17 protein-coding genes and 1 tRNA gene are annotated in these 14664 nt (G+C 59.8%); 12 read left to right on the top strand and 6 right to left on the bottom strand.

From position 1 onward, the window contains the following. The 3 genes from ACTJGZ_RS05870 to serS form a co-directional block, all read left to right on the top strand. A partial coding sequence (locus ACTJGZ_RS05870) for a LolA family protein (protein WP_441662008.1) occupies positions 1-286 on the top strand: 286 nt, incomplete at its 5' end. Continuing rightward, positions 286-1629 carry a replication-associated recombination protein A gene (locus tag ACTJGZ_RS05865; protein WP_441662007.1) on the top strand — a complete coding sequence of 448 codons (1344 nt, stop codon included), beginning with the start codon at positions 286-288 and terminating at the stop codon, positions 1627-1629. The genes ACTJGZ_RS05870 and ACTJGZ_RS05865, both read left to right, overlap by 1 nt. Before the next feature lie 156 nt (positions 1630-1785). Further along, positions 1786-3105, top strand: coding sequence for a serine--tRNA ligase (gene serS, locus ACTJGZ_RS05860; protein ID WP_441662006.1), 1320 nt, complete (start codon positions 1786-1788; stop codon positions 3103-3105). Between the two features lie 232 nt (positions 3106-3337). Here serS and bfr read toward each other — a convergent pair whose 3' ends face one another. Further along, entirely contained in the window at positions 3338-3802 is a 465-nt protein-coding gene (gene bfr, locus ACTJGZ_RS05855) for a bacterioferritin (protein ID WP_441662005.1), read from the bottom strand. Between the two features lie 95 nt (positions 3803-3897). After that, complete coding sequence (locus ACTJGZ_RS05850) at positions 3898-4803, bottom strand: LysR substrate-binding domain-containing protein (protein ID WP_441662004.1); 906 nt, start codon at positions 4801-4803, stop codon at positions 3898-3900. Between the two features lie 299 nt (positions 4804-5102). On the opposite strand from ACTJGZ_RS05850, the gene ACTJGZ_RS05845 reads away from it, so the two are divergent. The 7 genes from ACTJGZ_RS05845 to ACTJGZ_RS05815 all read left to right on the top strand — a co-directional run bounded on the left by ACTJGZ_RS05845 (position 5103) and on the right by ACTJGZ_RS05815 (position 11216). After that, on the top strand, positions 5103-6128 hold the full coding sequence (locus tag ACTJGZ_RS05845; protein WP_441662003.1) for an amidohydrolase family protein: 1026 nt from the start codon (positions 5103-5105) through the stop codon (positions 6126-6128). Between the two features lie 27 nt (positions 6129-6155). Then, positions 6156-6839 carry a 4-carboxy-4-hydroxy-2-oxoadipate aldolase/oxaloacetate decarboxylase gene (ligK, locus tag ACTJGZ_RS05840; protein WP_441662036.1) on the top strand — a complete coding sequence of 228 codons (684 nt, stop codon included), beginning with the start codon at positions 6156-6158 and terminating at the stop codon, positions 6837-6839. A 13-nt stretch (positions 6840-6852) separates the two neighbouring features. Continuing rightward, positions 6853-7776: an amidohydrolase family protein gene (locus tag ACTJGZ_RS05835; protein WP_441662002.1), complete on the top strand. Its 924-nt coding sequence runs from the start codon at positions 6853-6855 to the stop codon at positions 7774-7776. Further along, positions 7766-8155, top strand: a complete 390-nt coding sequence (gene ligA, locus ACTJGZ_RS05830) for a protocatechuate 4,5-dioxygenase subunit alpha (protein WP_441662001.1) — start codon at positions 7766-7768, stop codon at positions 8153-8155. Before ACTJGZ_RS05835 ends, ligA begins: the two co-directional genes overlap by 11 nt. Continuing rightward, positions 8155-9009 carry a class III extradiol dioxygenase subunit beta gene (locus tag ACTJGZ_RS05825; RefSeq protein ID WP_441662000.1) on the top strand — a complete coding sequence of 285 codons (855 nt, stop codon included), beginning with the start codon at positions 8155-8157 and terminating at the stop codon, positions 9007-9009. The genes ligA and ACTJGZ_RS05825 overlap by 1 nt, the downstream gene beginning before the upstream one ends. Beyond that, positions 9009-9968 (top strand): Gfo/Idh/MocA family oxidoreductase, encoded by a 960-nt coding sequence (locus ACTJGZ_RS05820; RefSeq protein ID WP_441661999.1) that lies wholly within the window; start codon positions 9009-9011, stop codon positions 9966-9968. The genes ACTJGZ_RS05825 and ACTJGZ_RS05820 overlap by 1 nt, the downstream gene beginning before the upstream one ends. Before the next feature lie 261 nt (positions 9969-10229). Further along, positions 10230-11216: an aldo/keto reductase gene (locus tag ACTJGZ_RS05815; protein ID WP_441661998.1), complete on the top strand. Its 987-nt coding sequence runs from the start codon at positions 10230-10232 to the stop codon at positions 11214-11216. A gap of 122 nt (positions 11217-11338) precedes the next feature. Here ACTJGZ_RS05815 and ACTJGZ_RS05810 read toward each other — a convergent pair whose 3' ends face one another. The 4 genes from ACTJGZ_RS05810 to ACTJGZ_RS05795 all read right to left on the bottom strand — a co-directional run bounded on the left by ACTJGZ_RS05810 (position 11339) and on the right by ACTJGZ_RS05795 (position 13328). Further along, positions 11339-11842: a GAF domain-containing protein gene (locus tag ACTJGZ_RS05810; protein ID WP_441661997.1), complete on the bottom strand. Its 504-nt coding sequence runs from the start codon at positions 11840-11842 to the stop codon at positions 11339-11341. Between the two features lie 170 nt (positions 11843-12012). Then, positions 12013-12171, bottom strand: a complete 159-nt coding sequence (locus ACTJGZ_RS05805; protein ID WP_441661996.1) for a hypothetical protein — start codon at positions 12169-12171, stop codon at positions 12013-12015. Positions 12172-12315: 144 nt separating this feature from the next. After that, positions 12316-12777 (bottom strand): D-aminoacyl-tRNA deacylase, encoded by a 462-nt coding sequence (gene dtd, locus ACTJGZ_RS05800; RefSeq protein WP_441661995.1) that lies wholly within the window; start codon positions 12775-12777, stop codon positions 12316-12318. A gap of 68 nt (positions 12778-12845) precedes the next feature. Next, positions 12846-13328 carry a hypothetical protein gene (locus tag ACTJGZ_RS05795; protein WP_441661994.1) on the bottom strand — a complete coding sequence of 161 codons (483 nt, stop codon included), beginning with the start codon at positions 13326-13328 and terminating at the stop codon, positions 12846-12848. A 215-nt stretch (positions 13329-13543) separates the two neighbouring features. Between ACTJGZ_RS05795 and ACTJGZ_RS05790 the strand changes: the two genes are divergently transcribed. Then, positions 13544-13619: transfer RNA gene (locus ACTJGZ_RS05790), tRNA-His, on the top strand. Positions 13620-14104: 485 nt separating this feature from the next. Beyond that, the gene (locus tag ACTJGZ_RS05785) at positions 14105-14425 is read left to right on the top strand and encodes an H-NS histone family protein (RefSeq protein ID WP_441661993.1); all 321 of its coding nucleotides are present in this window, start codon (positions 14105-14107) and stop codon (positions 14423-14425) included. Positions 14426-14664 lie beyond the last annotated feature (239 nt).

Here is a 14664-nt window from a genome sequence, read left to right as displayed (position 1 = left end):
CGCCATTCTGTTTGGTTCGGGCAAGCTGGACGAAAATTTCGTGCTGACGCCGCGCGAAGCGCGTGATGGCCTGGAATGGCTGCGCGCGACGCCGCGCCAGACCGACGCCGGTTTTGAAAGCCTGGATATCGGCCTGCGCGGCAACCTGCCTGTTGTTCTGGAAGTCCGCGATGGATTTGGCCAGATGACGCGCATCGAATTACAGAACCTGCAGACGGCCGGGCAGTTGGATGACAGCCTGTTCTCTTTTGTGCCGCCTGCCGGAACGGATGTGGTGGTCATGTAATGACGGCGGGGGATCTGTTTTCGCAGGCTGTGCCGGGCAGCGTGCCGCTGGCCGAGCGCCTGCGTCCGCGCAGCCTGGATGAAGTGGTCGGGCAGGAACATTTGCTGGGGCCGGGCAAGCCGCTGCGCGTGGCATTTGAATCGGGCCGGCCGCATTCCATGATTTTCTGGGGCCCGCCAGGGGTGGGGAAAACCACGCTGGCGCGCTTGATGGCCGATGGTTTCGATGCCCATTTCATCGCCATTTCCGCTGTGCTGGGCGGGGTCAAGGATATCCGCGATGCCGTTATATCGGCTCAGGCGGCGCAAGGGCAGGGGCGGCGCACCATTCTGTTTGTCGATGAAGTGCACCGCTTCAACAAGGCGCAGCAGGATGCTTTCCTGCCCTATGTCGAAAGCGGCCTGTTCACGTTTATCGGCGCCACCACTGAAAATCCGTCGTTTGAAGTGAATTCCGCCCTGTTGTCGCGGGCGCGCGTGTATGTGTTGCAGGCGCTGGATGGCGAGCAATTGGCACGTTTGGCGCGCCGGGCGGTAGAGGCTTTCAATGCCGACCGCACTGCCGATGGGGCCGCCGCCCTGAGTTTTACCGAAGAGGCCGTGGTGCAGCTGGCAGGCTGGGCCGATGGCGATGCGCGGCGGCTGATCAATGCCGTGGAAGTCGTGGCCGAATCGGCCTTGGGGGCTGGCCGGGATACCGTGGACAGCGAATGGCTGGAAACCTCGCTGTCACAGAACCTGCGCCGCTTCGATAAAGGGGGCGATGCTTTTTACGATCAGATCAGCGCCTTGCATAAATCGGTGCGCGGTTCCGACCCGGATGCCTCGCTGTACTGGTTTGCGCGCATGCTCGATGGCGGCGCCGATCCGCGTTATCTTTCCCGGCGCATCGTGCGCATGGCGGTCGAGGATATCGGCCTGGCCGATCCGCGGGCGACCGAGCTGGCGCTGAATGCCGCCGATATATACGAACGCCTGGGCTCCCCGGAAGGCGAGCTGGCGCTGGCGCAGGCCGTGGTCTATATGGCTTGCGCGGCCAAGTCGAATGCGGTTTACAGCGCCTATAAAGCGGCGCGGAAATTCGCCGAGACCCATGGCAGCGCGCCTGTGCCCATACATTTGCGCAATGCCCCGACCAAACTCATGAAAGAGCTGGGGCATGGCAAGGCCTACCGTTATGCGCACGACGAGCCGCATGGCTATGCGGCAGGCGAAAGCTATTTCCCGGATGGCGTGAAGGCACGCTTCTATCAACCTACCGATCGTGGCCTGGAAGCTAAAATCCAGCAAAAGCTGGCGTTCCTGCGCGAGCTGGACCGCGAGTCGCGCCGCAAACCCTCCTGATCCGGCGCAGGTATTCGCTGGCAGGCGGATGCTGTTCCCGGCCTGTCAGCGCCGCGCCAGGCGCGCCAGCCCTTCCGGCGAGCGCGCCGGCGTGCAACAATCTCCGTTCCAGCCAGCTTGGCTGGGGTCGATTCCTTATTACTGCTACTGTCCATCATGCTAGAGCCTAACCTGCTGCGTAAAGATTTGCCCGCCATCGTCGAACGTCTGTCCTTGCGGGGTTTCTCCTTCGATGTGGAGCGTTTCAATGCGCTGGAAGGCCGCCGCAAGTCTCTGCAAATGGAAACCGAGAACCTGCAGGCGCGCCGGAATGCGCTGGCCAAGCAGATCGGCCAGCTCAAGGCCAAGGGCGAGGATGCCAGCGCGGTGATGGCAGAATCGCAGCAGCTGCCCGTGCAGCTGAAGGCGCTGGAAGATGAGCTGGGCAGTTTGCAGCAAGACCTGAATGATCTGCTGCTGGCCGTGCCCAATGTGCCGCACGAAAGCGTGCCGCAAGGCAAGGACAGCGACGATAACGTCGAAGTGCGCCGCTGGTTGCCCGGCGCTGCGGCGGCGGATGGCCGTCCCGCGCCGTTGCCGTTTGCGCCGCGTGACCATGTGGAACTGGGCGCGCCGCTGGGGCTGGATTTCGAAACCGCCGCCAAATTGTCGGGTTCGCGCTTTGCGTTCATGCGCGGCCCTGTGGCGCGCCTGCATCGCGCCCTGTCGCAATTCATGCTGGACCTGCAAACGCAGCAGCATGGCTATACCGAATGCTATACCCCGTATATCGTGCAAAGCCCGACCTTGTTCGGCACCGGCCAGTTGCCCAAATTCAAGGACGATATGTTCTGGGTGACCAAAGGGGGCCAGGAAGATGGCGCAGCCGAAGACCTGTACCTGATTTCGACGTCGGAAATCACCTTGACGGGTTCGGTGCGCGATGAAATTCTGGCGGCAGATCAATTGCCGATCAAGCTGACTGCCCATTCGCCGTGCTTCCGTTCCGAAGCGGGCAGCGGCGGACGCGATACGCGCGGCATGATTCGCCAGCATCAGTTCGATAAGGTCGAAATGGTGCAAATCACGGACCCGGATGCCTCTTACGAGGCGCTGGAAGGCATGGTAGGCCATGCTGAAAATGTGTTGCAGGCGCTGGAACTGCCTTATCGCGTCGTCTTGCTGTGCACGGGGGACATGGGCTTTTCCGCTGCCAAGACTTACGATCTGGAAGTCTGGCTGCCGGCGCAGGACACCTGGCGCGAGATTTCTTCGGTCTCGAATTGCGAAGCCTTCCAGGCCCGGCGTTTGCAGGCCCGGGTGCGCCGTCAGGAAAAGGGCAAGCCCGAGTTCGTGCACACGCTTAATGGATCGGGCCTGGCGGTGGGCCGCGCTTTGGTGGCCGTGCTGGAAAATCATCAGCAGGAAGATGGTTCGATCCGCGTGCCGGAAGCGTTGCGTCCGTATGTGGGCGGCCTGGCCGTGCTGAAAGCCTGATGGCCTGATGGCACCAGTGCGCCGCCGTCTTTCATGGCGGCGCAGGGCCAGCTGGCGGGCAGCATCTGCCAGCCGGCTGAAACCGGTGTCAGGAAAGCAAAGCGAAATGAAAATGGCCCTGCATTGCAGGGCCATTTCACTTTCAGAACCAACCGGAGGCGGAGCGCGGCCAACGCCCGCTTGCATCTAATGGGCGGCGGCCGCCAGTGCAGCCGGCCGCAGCGTCAGCAGATCAGATTTGCGATTGCTGGTAGTTTTCCAGGCCGATCTTTTCGATCAGGTCGAGCTGGGTTTCCAGCCAGTAGGCATGATCTTCTTCCGTGTCGCGCAACTGGGCCAGGATGATGTCGCGGCTCACATAGTCGCTATGCTTTTCGCACAGCGCCATGCCGTCCTTCAGGGCCTGGCGGACATGGTATTCCAGCTCCAGGTCGGCGCGCAGCATGGACGGCACGTCGGTGCCCGGCGTGAAGGGATCGGGACGCATGTCAGGCGTGCCTTCCAGCATGATGATGCGGCGCAGCAAGGCGTCGGCGTGCTGGGTTTCCTCTTCCATTTCATGGTTGATGCGCGTGTAGAGCTTGTTCAGCCCCAGGTCTTCATACATGCGCGAATGGAGGAAATACTGGTCACGCGCGCTCAGTTCGCCGCGCAGCAGCTTCTTGAGGTAATCGAGGACTTCGGGATGGCCTTTCATGGGAATAACACTCCGGTTCGGTAATGAGGCGCGCTGCTCGGCGGTTGTCGCCGGGTAGGGCGGCAGGCAACAGGCAGCGTAGCCGATGATCCGTCTTATAGCGCGTTTTCAGGAAACACGCGTTTGACCATGTCGCGGATCAGGTCGAGCATGGCCTGCTGTGTCAGCGTGCCGGTGCGCCGCGACGAGGTCGCGATGCTCAGCGTGCTGGTCAGCGTGGGTTCGGTAATGGGCCGGGCATAATAGTCTTTGGGGTTGGCCGCCGAATTCAGCGCATAGTGGGGCAGGATGGCCAGGCCCGCGCCATCGGCCACCAGGTCCAGAATGGCCGGCACGCCGTCGATTTCCAGGGCAATGCGCGGCTTGCGGCCTATGCTGGCCATGCGCGTTTCCACCAGCGTGCGGATGGCATTGGGGCGCGCGGGCAGAATCAGCGGCAGTTCAGAGACATTGGCCAGCTTGATGGGCTGGCCATGATGACAGGGTTCGCCATGGCCGATCAGAAACAGGGTTTCTTCCATCAGCGGTTCGATTTCGACTTCTGCCGAGGGCGTCGGGTTGTAGAGCAGCGCGATATCCAGCCGTCCGCCCTGCAGCCATTCCTGCATGGGGATGGACAGCCCTTCGCTGATCGACAGGGCGGCATCGGGCAGGCGCTGGCGGAATTCCCGCGTCAGCGCAACCGTCAGGGAACGCGCAATGCTGGGCGGCATGCCTAGCGCGACACGCCCGGCCAGCGAGCCGCGCACACGCCCCAGGTCTTCCTGGGCGCGCGCGACCTGATGCAGGATGCCGCGCGCATGGTCCAGCAGCAGGCGGCCAGCCTCGGTGACGGTGACGCCACGGCCATTGCGGGTCAGCAAATGCTGGCGCAACTCGACTTCCAGCAGGCGTATCTGCCGGCTCAGCGCAGGTTGCGCAACGTCCAGTACGCTGGATGCCCGGGTAAAACTGCCCAGTTCCGCGACGTGGACGAAATATTCAAGTTGTTTCAGGTCCATAGAAAAGATGTCGGTCGGACAAATGCCGGAAATGGCTATTCAAAAGCTGGATGGATTCTCTTGAGTTATGTCCTAATGCTATATCTGATAGCGGGACCGCGTTCTAGCCAAGGGGGGTTGCCGCTACCATAATAGACTAAGACCCAAACTGGGGCCGCCTGCATCGGCCGGCAACACGCCAGCAGGCTTGCAGCACCAGCGGGCGCGTTTGCCTGAGAGCCGGCGGACGGCCCGTTTCCCCGCCTGGTTTGCCCGCCTGTCATGGCGGCAGAACAATCTATTGTCACAGGAGATAAGCCATGATCATCGACTGCCACGGTCACTATACTACCGCGCCCAAGGCGCTGGCTGATTGGCGCGAGCAGCAGATCGCCAACCTGAATACGCCGGAACTGGGCCCCAAGGCCAGCGACCTGCATATCAGCGATGACGAGCTGCGCGAAAGCATCGAGAAAAACCAGCTGGCCAAGATGAAGGAGCGCGGCTCCGATCTGACGATTTTCTCGCCGCGCGCAAGTTTCATGGCGCATCATATCGGTGATTTCAACACCAGCGCTACCTGGTCGGCCATCTGTAACGAACTTTGCTTCCGCGTGTCGCAATTGTTCCCCGAGCATTTCGTGGGCGCAGCCATGCTGCCGCAGTCCCCGGGCGTTGATCCCGCCACCAGCATTCCTGAGCTGGAAAAGACGGTCAATGAGTACGGTTTTGTTGGCATCAATTTGAATCCCGATCCTTCGGGCGGCCACTGGACGTCGCCGCCGCTGTCCGATCGCCAGTGGTACCCTATCTATGAAAAGATGGTCGAGTACGACATCCCGGCAATGGTTCACGTCAGCACCAGCTGCAATGCCTGCTTCCATACCACCGGCGCGCACTATCTGAATGCGGACACGACGGCATTCATGCAGTGCCTGACCAGCGATCTGTTCAAGGACTTCCCGACGCTGAAGTTCCTGATTCCGCATGGCGGCGGCGCAGTGCCTTACCACTGGGGCCGTTTCCGCGGCCTGGCGCAAGAACTGAAGAAGCCCGATCTGCGCGAGCATCTGCTGAAGAACATTTTCTTCGATACCTGCGTGTATCACCAGCCTGGCATCGACTTGCTGACCCATGTCATTCCGGTGGACAACATTCTGTTCGCTTCCGAAATGATCGGTGCCGTGCGTGGCGTGGATCCGCTGACTGGCCACTACTACGACGATACCAAGCGCTACATCGAGGCTGCCGAGCTGACCGCCGAAGAGCGTCACAAGATCTACGAGGGCAATGCGCGCCGCGTGTTCCCCCGTCTCGACCAGCAACTGAAGGCCAAGGGCCTGTAATCCGTCACAAGGAATATTGCAATGAGCCTGAATAATCTTGGTGTGGTTTACCGCAACATCCAGCGCGCCGACCGCGAAGCCGTGGAGCGTCTGTCCCAGTTCGGTTCGGCCACTGTGCACGAAGCCATGGGCCGCGTTGGCCTGATGAAGCCTTATCTGCGCCCCATCTATACCGGCGCCAAGGCAACCGGCACCGCCGTGACGGTGCTGCTGCAGCCGGGCGACAACTGGATGTTCCACGTGGCGGCAGAGCAGATCCGCCCGGGCGACATCGTGGTGGCGGCCGTGACTGCGGATTCCACTGACGGTTTCTTCGGCGACCTGCTGGCAACCTCCTTCCGTGCCCAGGGCGCGGTCGGGCTGGTGATCGACGGCGGCGTGCGTGATGTGCGCGATCTGACGGAAATGAATTTCCCGGTCTTTTCCAAGGCTATCAGCGCCAAGGGCACCGTCAAGGCGACCTTGGGTTCGGTGAATATCCCCGTGGTTTGCGCTGGCGCGCAGGTCAATCCGGGCGATGTCGTCGTGGCTGACGATGATGGCGTGGTCGTTGTGCCGGCCGCCATTGCCGGTCTGGTCGCGGATGCCGCCCAGAAGCGTGAGTCCCACGAAGCCGAAAAGCGCGACAAGCTGGCCAGCGGCGTGCTGGGCCTGGATATGTACAAAATGCGTGAAGGCCTGGCGGCAGCCGGCCTGAAATATTTCGACTGAGGACAGCGGCATCATGGCAGCATTTGAAAAGACCCCCGGCTGGCTGGACTGGTATGCCAATCCCAGCAAGCCCCGTTTCCAGGTGCCTGCTGGCGCCGTGGACGCGCATTGCCACGTGTTCGGCCCTGGCGACCAGTTCCCGTTCGCGCCCGAGCGCAAGTACACGCCTTGCGATGCGTCCAAGGCGCAGCTGTTCGCCTTGCGTGACTACCTGGGCTTTGACAAGAACGTCATCGTGCAGGCCACTTGCCATGGTGCCGACAACCGCGCCATGGTCGATGCGCTGAAGGCCGCCGATGGCCGCGCCCGCGGCGTTGCGACCGTGCGCCGCAGCATTACCGATGAAGAACTCAAGGAACTGCACGACGCCGGTGTGCGCGGCGTGCGTTTCAACTTCGTCAAGCGTCTGGTGGATTTCACGCCCAAAGACGAACTGATGGAAATTGCCAGCCGCATCGCGCCGCTGGGCTGGCATGTCGTGATCTACTTCGAGGCAGTTGACTTGCCCGAGCTGTGGGATTTCTTCACCAGCCTGCCGACCACGGTGGTGGTGGATCACATGGGCCGTCCCGACGTCACCAAGCCTGTGGATGGCCCGGAATTTGAACTGTTCGTGAAGTTCATGCGCGAAAATCCGAATGTTTGGAGCAAGGTGAGCTGCCCCGAGCGTCTGAGCCATTCCGGCCCGCGCGCGCTGGACGGCGAGCAGCAAGCCTATCGGGATGTGGTGCCGTTTGCGCGCCGGATCGTGGAAACTTTCCCGGATCGCGTGCTCTGGGGCACCGACTGGCCGCACCCGAACCTGAAGGATCACATGCCTGATGATGGTCTGCTGGTTGACTTCATTCCGCATATTGCTCCGACGGCCGACCTGCAGCGCAAGCTGCTGGTCGATAATCCCACCCGACTTTATTGGGGAGAATCGCATGTCGCTTGAAAAACCGTACTCCAACGTGCCTGGCACGACGATCTTCGACGCCGACCAATCGCGCAAAGGCTACTGGCTGAACCAGTTTTGCATGTCGCTGATGAAGGCCGAAAACCGTGACCGATTCAAGGCCGATGAGCGCGCCTATCTGGATGAATGGGACATGAGCGAAGAGCAGAAGCAGGCTGTGCTCGATCGCGACCTGAACCGTTGCATCGCCCTGGGCGGCAACATTTACTTTCTCGCCAAGATCGGCGCGACCGACGGCAAGTCGTTCCAGCAGATGGCTGGCAGCATGACCGGCATGACCGAAGCGGAATATCGCGACATGATGCTTCACGGTGGCCGTTCCGTCGAAGGCAACCGCTACATCGGAGAAAAGAAATAATGGCCAAGATTACTGCCAGTGTTTACACCTCGCACGTTCCCGCCATCGGCGCGGCGCTTGACCTGGGCAAGCAGAACGAAGACTACTGGAAGCCGGTCTTTGCCGGCTACGATTTCGGCAAGGAATGGATCAAGCAGAACAAGCCGGATGTGGTGTTCCTGGTCTATAACGACCACGCCACTGCATTCAGCCTGGACCTGATTCCCACGTTCGCGATCGGCACGGGCCCGTTCTATCCGCCGGCAGATGAAGGCTGGGGCCCGCGTCCGGTGCCGCCAGTGATCGGTCATCCGGAACTGGCCGGGCATATTGCCCAGTCCGTGATTCAGGAAGACTTCGACCTGACCATCGTCAACCAGATGGATGTGGACCATGGCCTGACCGTGCCGCTGTCGCTGATGTTCGGCCAGCCGGAAGCCTGGCCTTGCGCTGTCATCCCGTTCGCTGTGAACGTGGTGCAGTACCCGGTGCCGTCGGGCCGCCGTTGCTTTGAACTGGGCAAGGCCATCCGCCGCGCGGTGGAATCCTTCGACAAGGATTTGAATGTCCAGATCTGGGGCACTGGCGGCATGAGCCACCAGTTGCAAGGCCCGCGCGCCGGTCTGATCAACCGCGAGTGGGATAACAAGTTCCTGGACCGCCTGATTGCCAACCCGGACAGCCTGTCCCAGGTGTCGCATATCGAATATGTGCGCGAAGCCGGTTCCGAAGGGATTGAGCTGGTGATGTGGCTGATCGCGCGCGGCGCGATGGCGGATGCCGTCGGGGGCGATGCGCCTACCGTCGCGCAGCGTTTCTACCATGTGCCTGCGTCGAATACGGCGGTGGGCCACCTGATTCTGGAGGACAACTGATGAGCAAGACCATCAAGGTCGCCCTGGCGGGCGCCGGCGCATTCGGCGTCAAGCACCTGGACGGCATCAAGAATATTGACGGCGTCGAAGTTATTTCTCTGGTCGGCCGTGACCTGGAAAAGACCAAGGAAGTCGCTGCCAAGTATGGCGTGGGCCATGTCGCGACCGAACTGTCGGAAAGCCTGGCCTTGCCGGAGCTGGATGCGGTCATTCTGTGCACGCCGACGCAAATGCACGCCGAACAGGCCGCTCAGGCCCTGAAAGCCGGCAAGCACGTGCAAGTGGAAATTCCGCTGGCCGACAGCCTGGAAGGCGCGCGCGAAGTTGCCCGCCTGCAAAAGGAAACCGGTCTGGTGGCAATGGTTGGCCATACGCGCCGTTTCAACCCCAGCCATCAGTATGTGCACAAGCAGATCGAAAAGGGTGACTTCAACGTCCAGCAAATGGATGTGCAGACCTACTTCTTCCGCCGCACCAATACCAATGCGCTGGGCCAGCCGCGCAGCTGGACCGATCACCTGCTGTGGCACCACGCTGCCCATACGGTGGATCTGTTCGCCTACCAGGCCGGCAAGATTGTGCAGGCGCACGCCATGCAAGGCCCCATCCATCCGGATCTGGGCATTGCGATGGACATGTCCATCCAGCTCAAGAGTGAAACTGGCGCCATCTGCACGCTGAGCCTGAGTTTCAACAACAATGGCCCGCTGGGAACCTTCTTCCGCTACATCGGCGATACCGAGACCTACGTTGCCCGTTACGACGATCTGGTCAATGGCCGCGATGAAAAGATCGACGTCTCGAAGGTGGATGTGTCGATGAACGGCATTGAGCTGCAGGATCGCGAGTTCTTCGCAGCCATCCGTGAAGGCCGTGAACCCAACTCCAGCGTGGCGCAGGTATTGCCGTGCTACGAAGTGCTGCATCAGCTGGAGCAGCAACTGGCGCGCGACAACTAAGCGCCGGACGGGAGAGTGGCTTTGGCCGCTCCCGTTCGCTACCGGCAGGCAGCCTCATGCGCTTTCCTGTCGGTGCCATGGCCTTGCCATCGGGCACTAGCGTGCTGCGATGGCAAGGCCATTTTCTTTGTACGATAGTGTTTTGCCGGCCCGCTGCCTGAGACGGCAGTCTTGCGGCGGCAATCAGACCAAAGCGGATGAAGGCTGGCGCGACGGATATTCCCGCCGCCGCCTCAGACGCCATAAATGGAGCATCCCACCATGCAACAACGTCAGATCGGATCTTCCTTGACCAGCGCCATTGGCCTGGGCTGCATGAATCTCAGCCATGCCTACGGGACGCCGCCGACGCGCGAGATCGCCGAGCAGGTCGTGCGCGCGTCACTGGATGAAGGCGTGAGTTTTTTTGATACGGCGGCACTCTACGGATTTGGCGCGAATGAAACGCTGATGGGCGAACTGCTGGCGCCCCATCGCAAGAATATTTTTCTGGCGAGCAAGTGCGGCATGACTGGCGTGGATGGCAAGCGTGTCATCGACGGCCGGCCAGAAACCTTGAAAGCCACTTGCGAAGCGTCGTTGCAGCGCCTGCGTACCGATGTGATCGACCTGTATTATCTGCACCGCTGGGACAAGAATGTCCCGATCGAGGAAAGCATAGGCGCGTTGGCGGACCTGGTGCAGGCTGGCAAGATCCGCGCCATCGGCTTGTCGGAAGTGTCGGCGGCGACCTTGCGCAAGGCGCATGCTGTCCATCCCATTGCAGCGGTGCAGACAGAGTATTCGCTCTGGACACGCAATGCCGAAATCGCTGTGCTGCAAGCCTGCCGTGAGCTGGGCGCGGCTTTCGTGGCGTTCAGCCCGGTTGCGCGCGGTTATCTGGGAGGCGAGCTGCGCGATGTGACAACGCTGGAGCCCAAGGATATCCGCCGCGGCATGCCGCGTTTTACGCCGGAAAACTACGCCCGCAATCTGGCCTTGCTGGAGCCGTATCTGGAAATTGCCGAAGAGCTGGAAATCACGCCGGCGCAACTGGCATTGGCCTGGCTGCTGGCGCAGGACGATCATATTTTTGCCATCCCAGGCACGACCAGTCCGCAACATGCGCGCGACAATGCGCTGGCGGCGGACATCAAACTGGATCCGACAGTCCTGGCCCAGCTGGATGAATTGATCAATCAGAACACGGTCGTGGGGCCGCGTTACCCCGCCGCCACCCAAACCGAAATTGATACGGAAGAGTTCTAAACGCTATTGATGCCAGGCCGGGCAATGCGCGGCCTGGCATCAGGGTGGCGATGGCTGCTGTGGTTTGGCCGGGTGTGGCGGCGTCAGGGATAGGCACGCTGCAGCCAGACTTGGCGGCAGAACTACGCTTGCAGGCTATCCAGCCACAGTTGGCATAAAGCCTGCATACCGGCCGCGTCGATGGCATCGAAGCGCCCGGGCAGCGGGCTATCCACATCCCATACGCCCAGCAGTTCTCCTGATGCGTTCACCAGCGGCACGACGATTTCCGACCGTGAAGCGGGGTCGCAGGCGATATGGCCGGGAAACTCATGCACGTCCGGCACAAGCTGGACGCTGCGTGAACTGGCGGCCGCGCCGCACACGCCCCGGTCCAGCTGGATGCGGACGCAGGCCGGGCGCCCCTGGAAGGGCCCCAGCACCAGTTCATTTTTTTTCAGGAAATAAAATCCTGCCCAATTCAGTCCTGATAGTGTCTCGAAGACAAGGGCGCTGAGATTGGCGGCATTGGCGATGGCGTCGTGCTCATCGGTAAAAAGGCCGCGAGCCTGCAGCAGCAATTCGTCATATTGCGCGCGCCGTTCGGCAGGGCTGGTGGCGGAGGCAGGGGGTAGGCTTTGGTGCATGGCTGCGAATAAAGAAAAAACAGGGCGGCATTTGCCTGGATCGGCAGGAGAGCCGCGAGAAACCGCATCAGTATAAAAGCACGGAGCGCGTGCCCAGGCGCGGAAAACATGCAGGCCACAAATGCAAACGGCACCGCTGTCGCGATGCCGTTCTGTTTTAGGGCAAAGGATTATGCCCGATTGGCGCTGGAACTTTCTGGTACGCCGGATTTCACCTGTTCGCGTACGGGTTCCTGCAGTTCCGCCTTGGTATCCAGGTCATAGAGCTCCTGGGTGCGGCGGGTACGAATGCGGGCATAGCCCATCAGTTGATTGGAGGTTCTGGTCATATGACTCTCCTTTGTTGTTATGCACGGTTACTGGCCGTGCAGGTTGGCATCGTTTATAGCCTCGCTATGAATGATAAGGAACGATGAAAAATAGCTTTTCTTATCAAGATATGAAATATACGACTTGAGTATGGCACAGAAGTTTCAGTCCTGGCATGCGTCAGGGGCAGGAATATGCAACGGAATCGTTACAGGGCCGTCGTTGACCAGTTCGACAGCCATGTCCGCGCCAAACTCGCCGGTGGCCACGGCGGGATGCAGGCGGCGGGCCGCGGCCACAAAGTACTCATAGAGTTCCCGGCCTTGAGCGGGCGTGGCTGCCCGGGTGAAACTGGGGCGATTGCCTTTGCGGGTGTCCGCAGCCAAAGTGAATTGGCTGACGATCAGCAGGCCGCCGCCAGTCTCTTGCACGCTCAGATTCATTTTTCCCGCGGCGTCGCTGAAAATTCTCAGTTTGAGGATCTTGTTCAGCAGGGTGTCTGCTTGCGTTTGGCTGTCGCCAGCTTCGGCGCATAGCAAAATCAGCAGGCCGGGGCCGATGGCGCCATGAATTTGCTTATTGATACGAACTTCCGCGCGTGTGACGCGCTGGATCAATGCTTGCATTCGATATTCTCCCTGCGGCAGCCGGGCAGCGGCTGAACCTGTCAGGGAGAATTATGCACTGTCAGTTTCTATTGGCGCGGGCAGGCGCCTAGCCGCTGCGCCTGGTGCAGGAAGGTGATATGGCCTGCGCCGGTCAGGAAATTGGGCGCGATGGCCTCGACTTTGACATCGTTCTTCCCCAGCCGCTGCACCAGGTAGCGGATTTGCAGAGGGGGAAGCGCCAGGCCCGGCATGATCTGCATGGCCGGGCATTGGCTGCTGAGTTCTGCTTGTTCAGGGGTGTCACGCTCCACCTGTATGACGCATTGCGGCGCATTCTTCTGCACTTCTTGCATCGCCCGTTCCATATAGCGCGCGATATCCACGCAGCCGCGTTCATCATGATCCGGAATGGCGGGCTGGCGGGGCTGAGTAGTGAAACTCCAGTGCCACAAGCCATTTTCCAGACCTTGAAACGCTTTCAGGTCGGCAAACGGAGAGGGGGCGGCATAGCTCTGGCTGCTGAGGATAAGCAAAGCGGCAAAGGCGGCGGCCTTTCGTATGAGTGTCATGGGTATCCTCGAAAAATTGGGTCTGTGAGGGACGGGCAGCTTGCCATGCGGCCGGCCTGCCGTTTGCCATTAGTGCGCGGGCGGCGCCAGGGGTTCCCGGCCCGCCGCCAGCCAAAGGCCGCTGCCGGTGCAGGCAGGGCAGCAAAAATAAGGTGCCGAATGCAGATAGTATTTGCCAAAAGAAAAAAATGTGTTATATTTCTGTTTCTGCGGTGGTGGCCGTAGCTCAGTTGGTAGAGTCCCGGATTGTGATTCCGGTTGTCGTGGGTTCGAGCCCCATCGGCCACCCCAGAAATTTAAGCCCCTGCATAGCAGGGGCTTTTTTCGTTGGGGCGCGCTTTCCTGGCGGACGGAGACTTCTCCGGGAAACTTCTCCAGGCGTTCTGCCTAATACTTTCCACACTGAAATATTTCATTGAATTGCGATTGCGCTAATTGCTTGGCGACCGTCGGCAACTTGCAATGACTTGTCATGATTGATGGTCTGTCTGATTTGTTGAGAATAAATCGCATCTTGAGCAGGGCGAAAGAGCCGCCGCTGATTTCATGCTGTTTGTCCGGGTCTTTTCTGGACGCCTTTCGACTAACTGGGCTGGCTAATAGTTCATTTTTGATAAGTCCGGCAGGAATTTTCTGCTGACGAATGTTTCGGTTGTTTTCGATTGTTGTCGATTGAATGAGGAGTGTCTTATTTTGGGTAGAACTGCCTATCAGAGATAGTAGTTGTTTATGCTAGAATAAAATCCTCGTTAACTTACGTGTTGATTAATACATATATGGCTACCTATCTCGAACTCAAAGCACAGGCCGAGAAGCTGCTCGAGGAAGCCGAGCATCTGCGCCGCCAGGAAATCGCTGTTGTCATTAACGACATCAAGGCCAAGATTGCTGAATATGGCCTGAGCGCTTCGGATCTCGGTTTTTCGAATGTTGCCTCTCCCCGCAAGGTAGGCGCAGCTCGCAAGTCTGAACAAACCGCATCGGTTGTCCGTTATCGCGGCCCGAATGGCGAACCTTGGTCCGGTATGGGCCGCCAGCCGCAATGGTTGAAAAATGCTTTGGCTGAAGGCAAGAACAAGGAAGATTTCCGGGTATAAAGTATTCCCCTTTTTTGGGGAATGCGTTCATTTGCAGTTCATGGGTTCAGGCAGTCGTCGGCTGCCAGTGAACTGCCCTGGAAAGCCCCTCCCGCTGGAGGGGCTTTTTCTTTTCCTGCTGTTTTTGCTATATCAGTTATTGTTTTCTTGACGGTTCTTTAGGCGTTATGCGCATATTCTCCATTTTTTGAGTATTTTCGAATATTTGAATATGGGAAGATTCTTGAATTTATTGCGCT

The sequence above is a fragment of the Kerstersia sp. genome (assembly GCF_052103615.1).
Lineage (GTDB): Bacteria > Pseudomonadota > Gammaproteobacteria > Burkholderiales > Burkholderiaceae_B > Kerstersia.
The sequence above is the reverse complement of the archived record's forward strand: the minus strand, read 5'-3'. Positions and strand labels throughout refer to the sequence as shown.

Excerpts from the sequence above, each read along its gene's own strand:
- ACTJGZ_RS05810 (WP_441661997.1), bottom strand. The coding sequence starts at position 11,842 with ATGCACCAAAGCCTACCCCCTGCCTCCGCCACCAGCCCTGCCGAACGG.
- ACTJGZ_RS05845 (WP_441662003.1), top strand. The coding sequence starts at position 5,103 with ATGATCATCGACTGCCACGGTCACTATACTACCGCGCCCAAGGCGCTG.
- ACTJGZ_RS05785 (WP_441661993.1), top strand. The coding sequence starts at position 14,105 with ATGGCTACCTATCTCGAACTCAAAGCACAGGCCGAGAAGCTGCTCGAG.
- ACTJGZ_RS05825 (WP_441662000.1), top strand. The coding sequence starts at position 8,155 with ATGGCCAAGATTACTGCCAGTGTTTACACCTCGCACGTTCCCGCCATC.
- bfr (WP_441662005.1), bottom strand. The coding sequence starts at position 3,802 with ATGAAAGGCCATCCCGAAGTCCTCGATTACCTCAAGAAGCTGCTGCGC.
- ACTJGZ_RS05815 (WP_441661998.1), top strand. The coding sequence starts at position 10,230 with ATGCAACAACGTCAGATCGGATCTTCCTTGACCAGCGCCATTGGCCTG.
- ligA (WP_441662001.1), top strand. The coding sequence starts at position 7,766 with ATGTCGCTTGAAAAACCGTACTCCAACGTGCCTGGCACGACGATCTTC.
- ACTJGZ_RS05850 (WP_441662004.1), bottom strand. The coding sequence starts at position 4,803 with ATGGACCTGAAACAACTTGAATATTTCGTCCACGTCGCGGAACTGGGC.
- ACTJGZ_RS05820 (WP_441661999.1), top strand. The coding sequence starts at position 9,009 with ATGAGCAAGACCATCAAGGTCGCCCTGGCGGGCGCCGGCGCATTCGGC.
- ACTJGZ_RS05835 (WP_441662002.1), top strand. The coding sequence starts at position 6,853 with ATGGCAGCATTTGAAAAGACCCCCGGCTGGCTGGACTGGTATGCCAAT.
- ACTJGZ_RS05805 (WP_441661996.1), bottom strand. The coding sequence starts at position 12,171 with ATGACCAGAACCTCCAATCAACTGATGGGCTATGCCCGCATTCGTACC.
- serS (WP_441662006.1), top strand. The coding sequence starts at position 1,786 with ATGCTAGAGCCTAACCTGCTGCGTAAAGATTTGCCCGCCATCGTCGAA.
- ACTJGZ_RS05865 (WP_441662007.1), top strand. The coding sequence starts at position 286 with ATGACGGCGGGGGATCTGTTTTCGCAGGCTGTGCCGGGCAGCGTGCCG.
- dtd (WP_441661995.1), bottom strand. The coding sequence starts at position 12,777 with ATGCAAGCATTGATCCAGCGCGTCACACGCGCGGAAGTTCGTATCAAT.
- ACTJGZ_RS05795 (WP_441661994.1), bottom strand. The coding sequence starts at position 13,328 with ATGACACTCATACGAAAGGCCGCCGCCTTTGCCGCTTTGCTTATCCTC.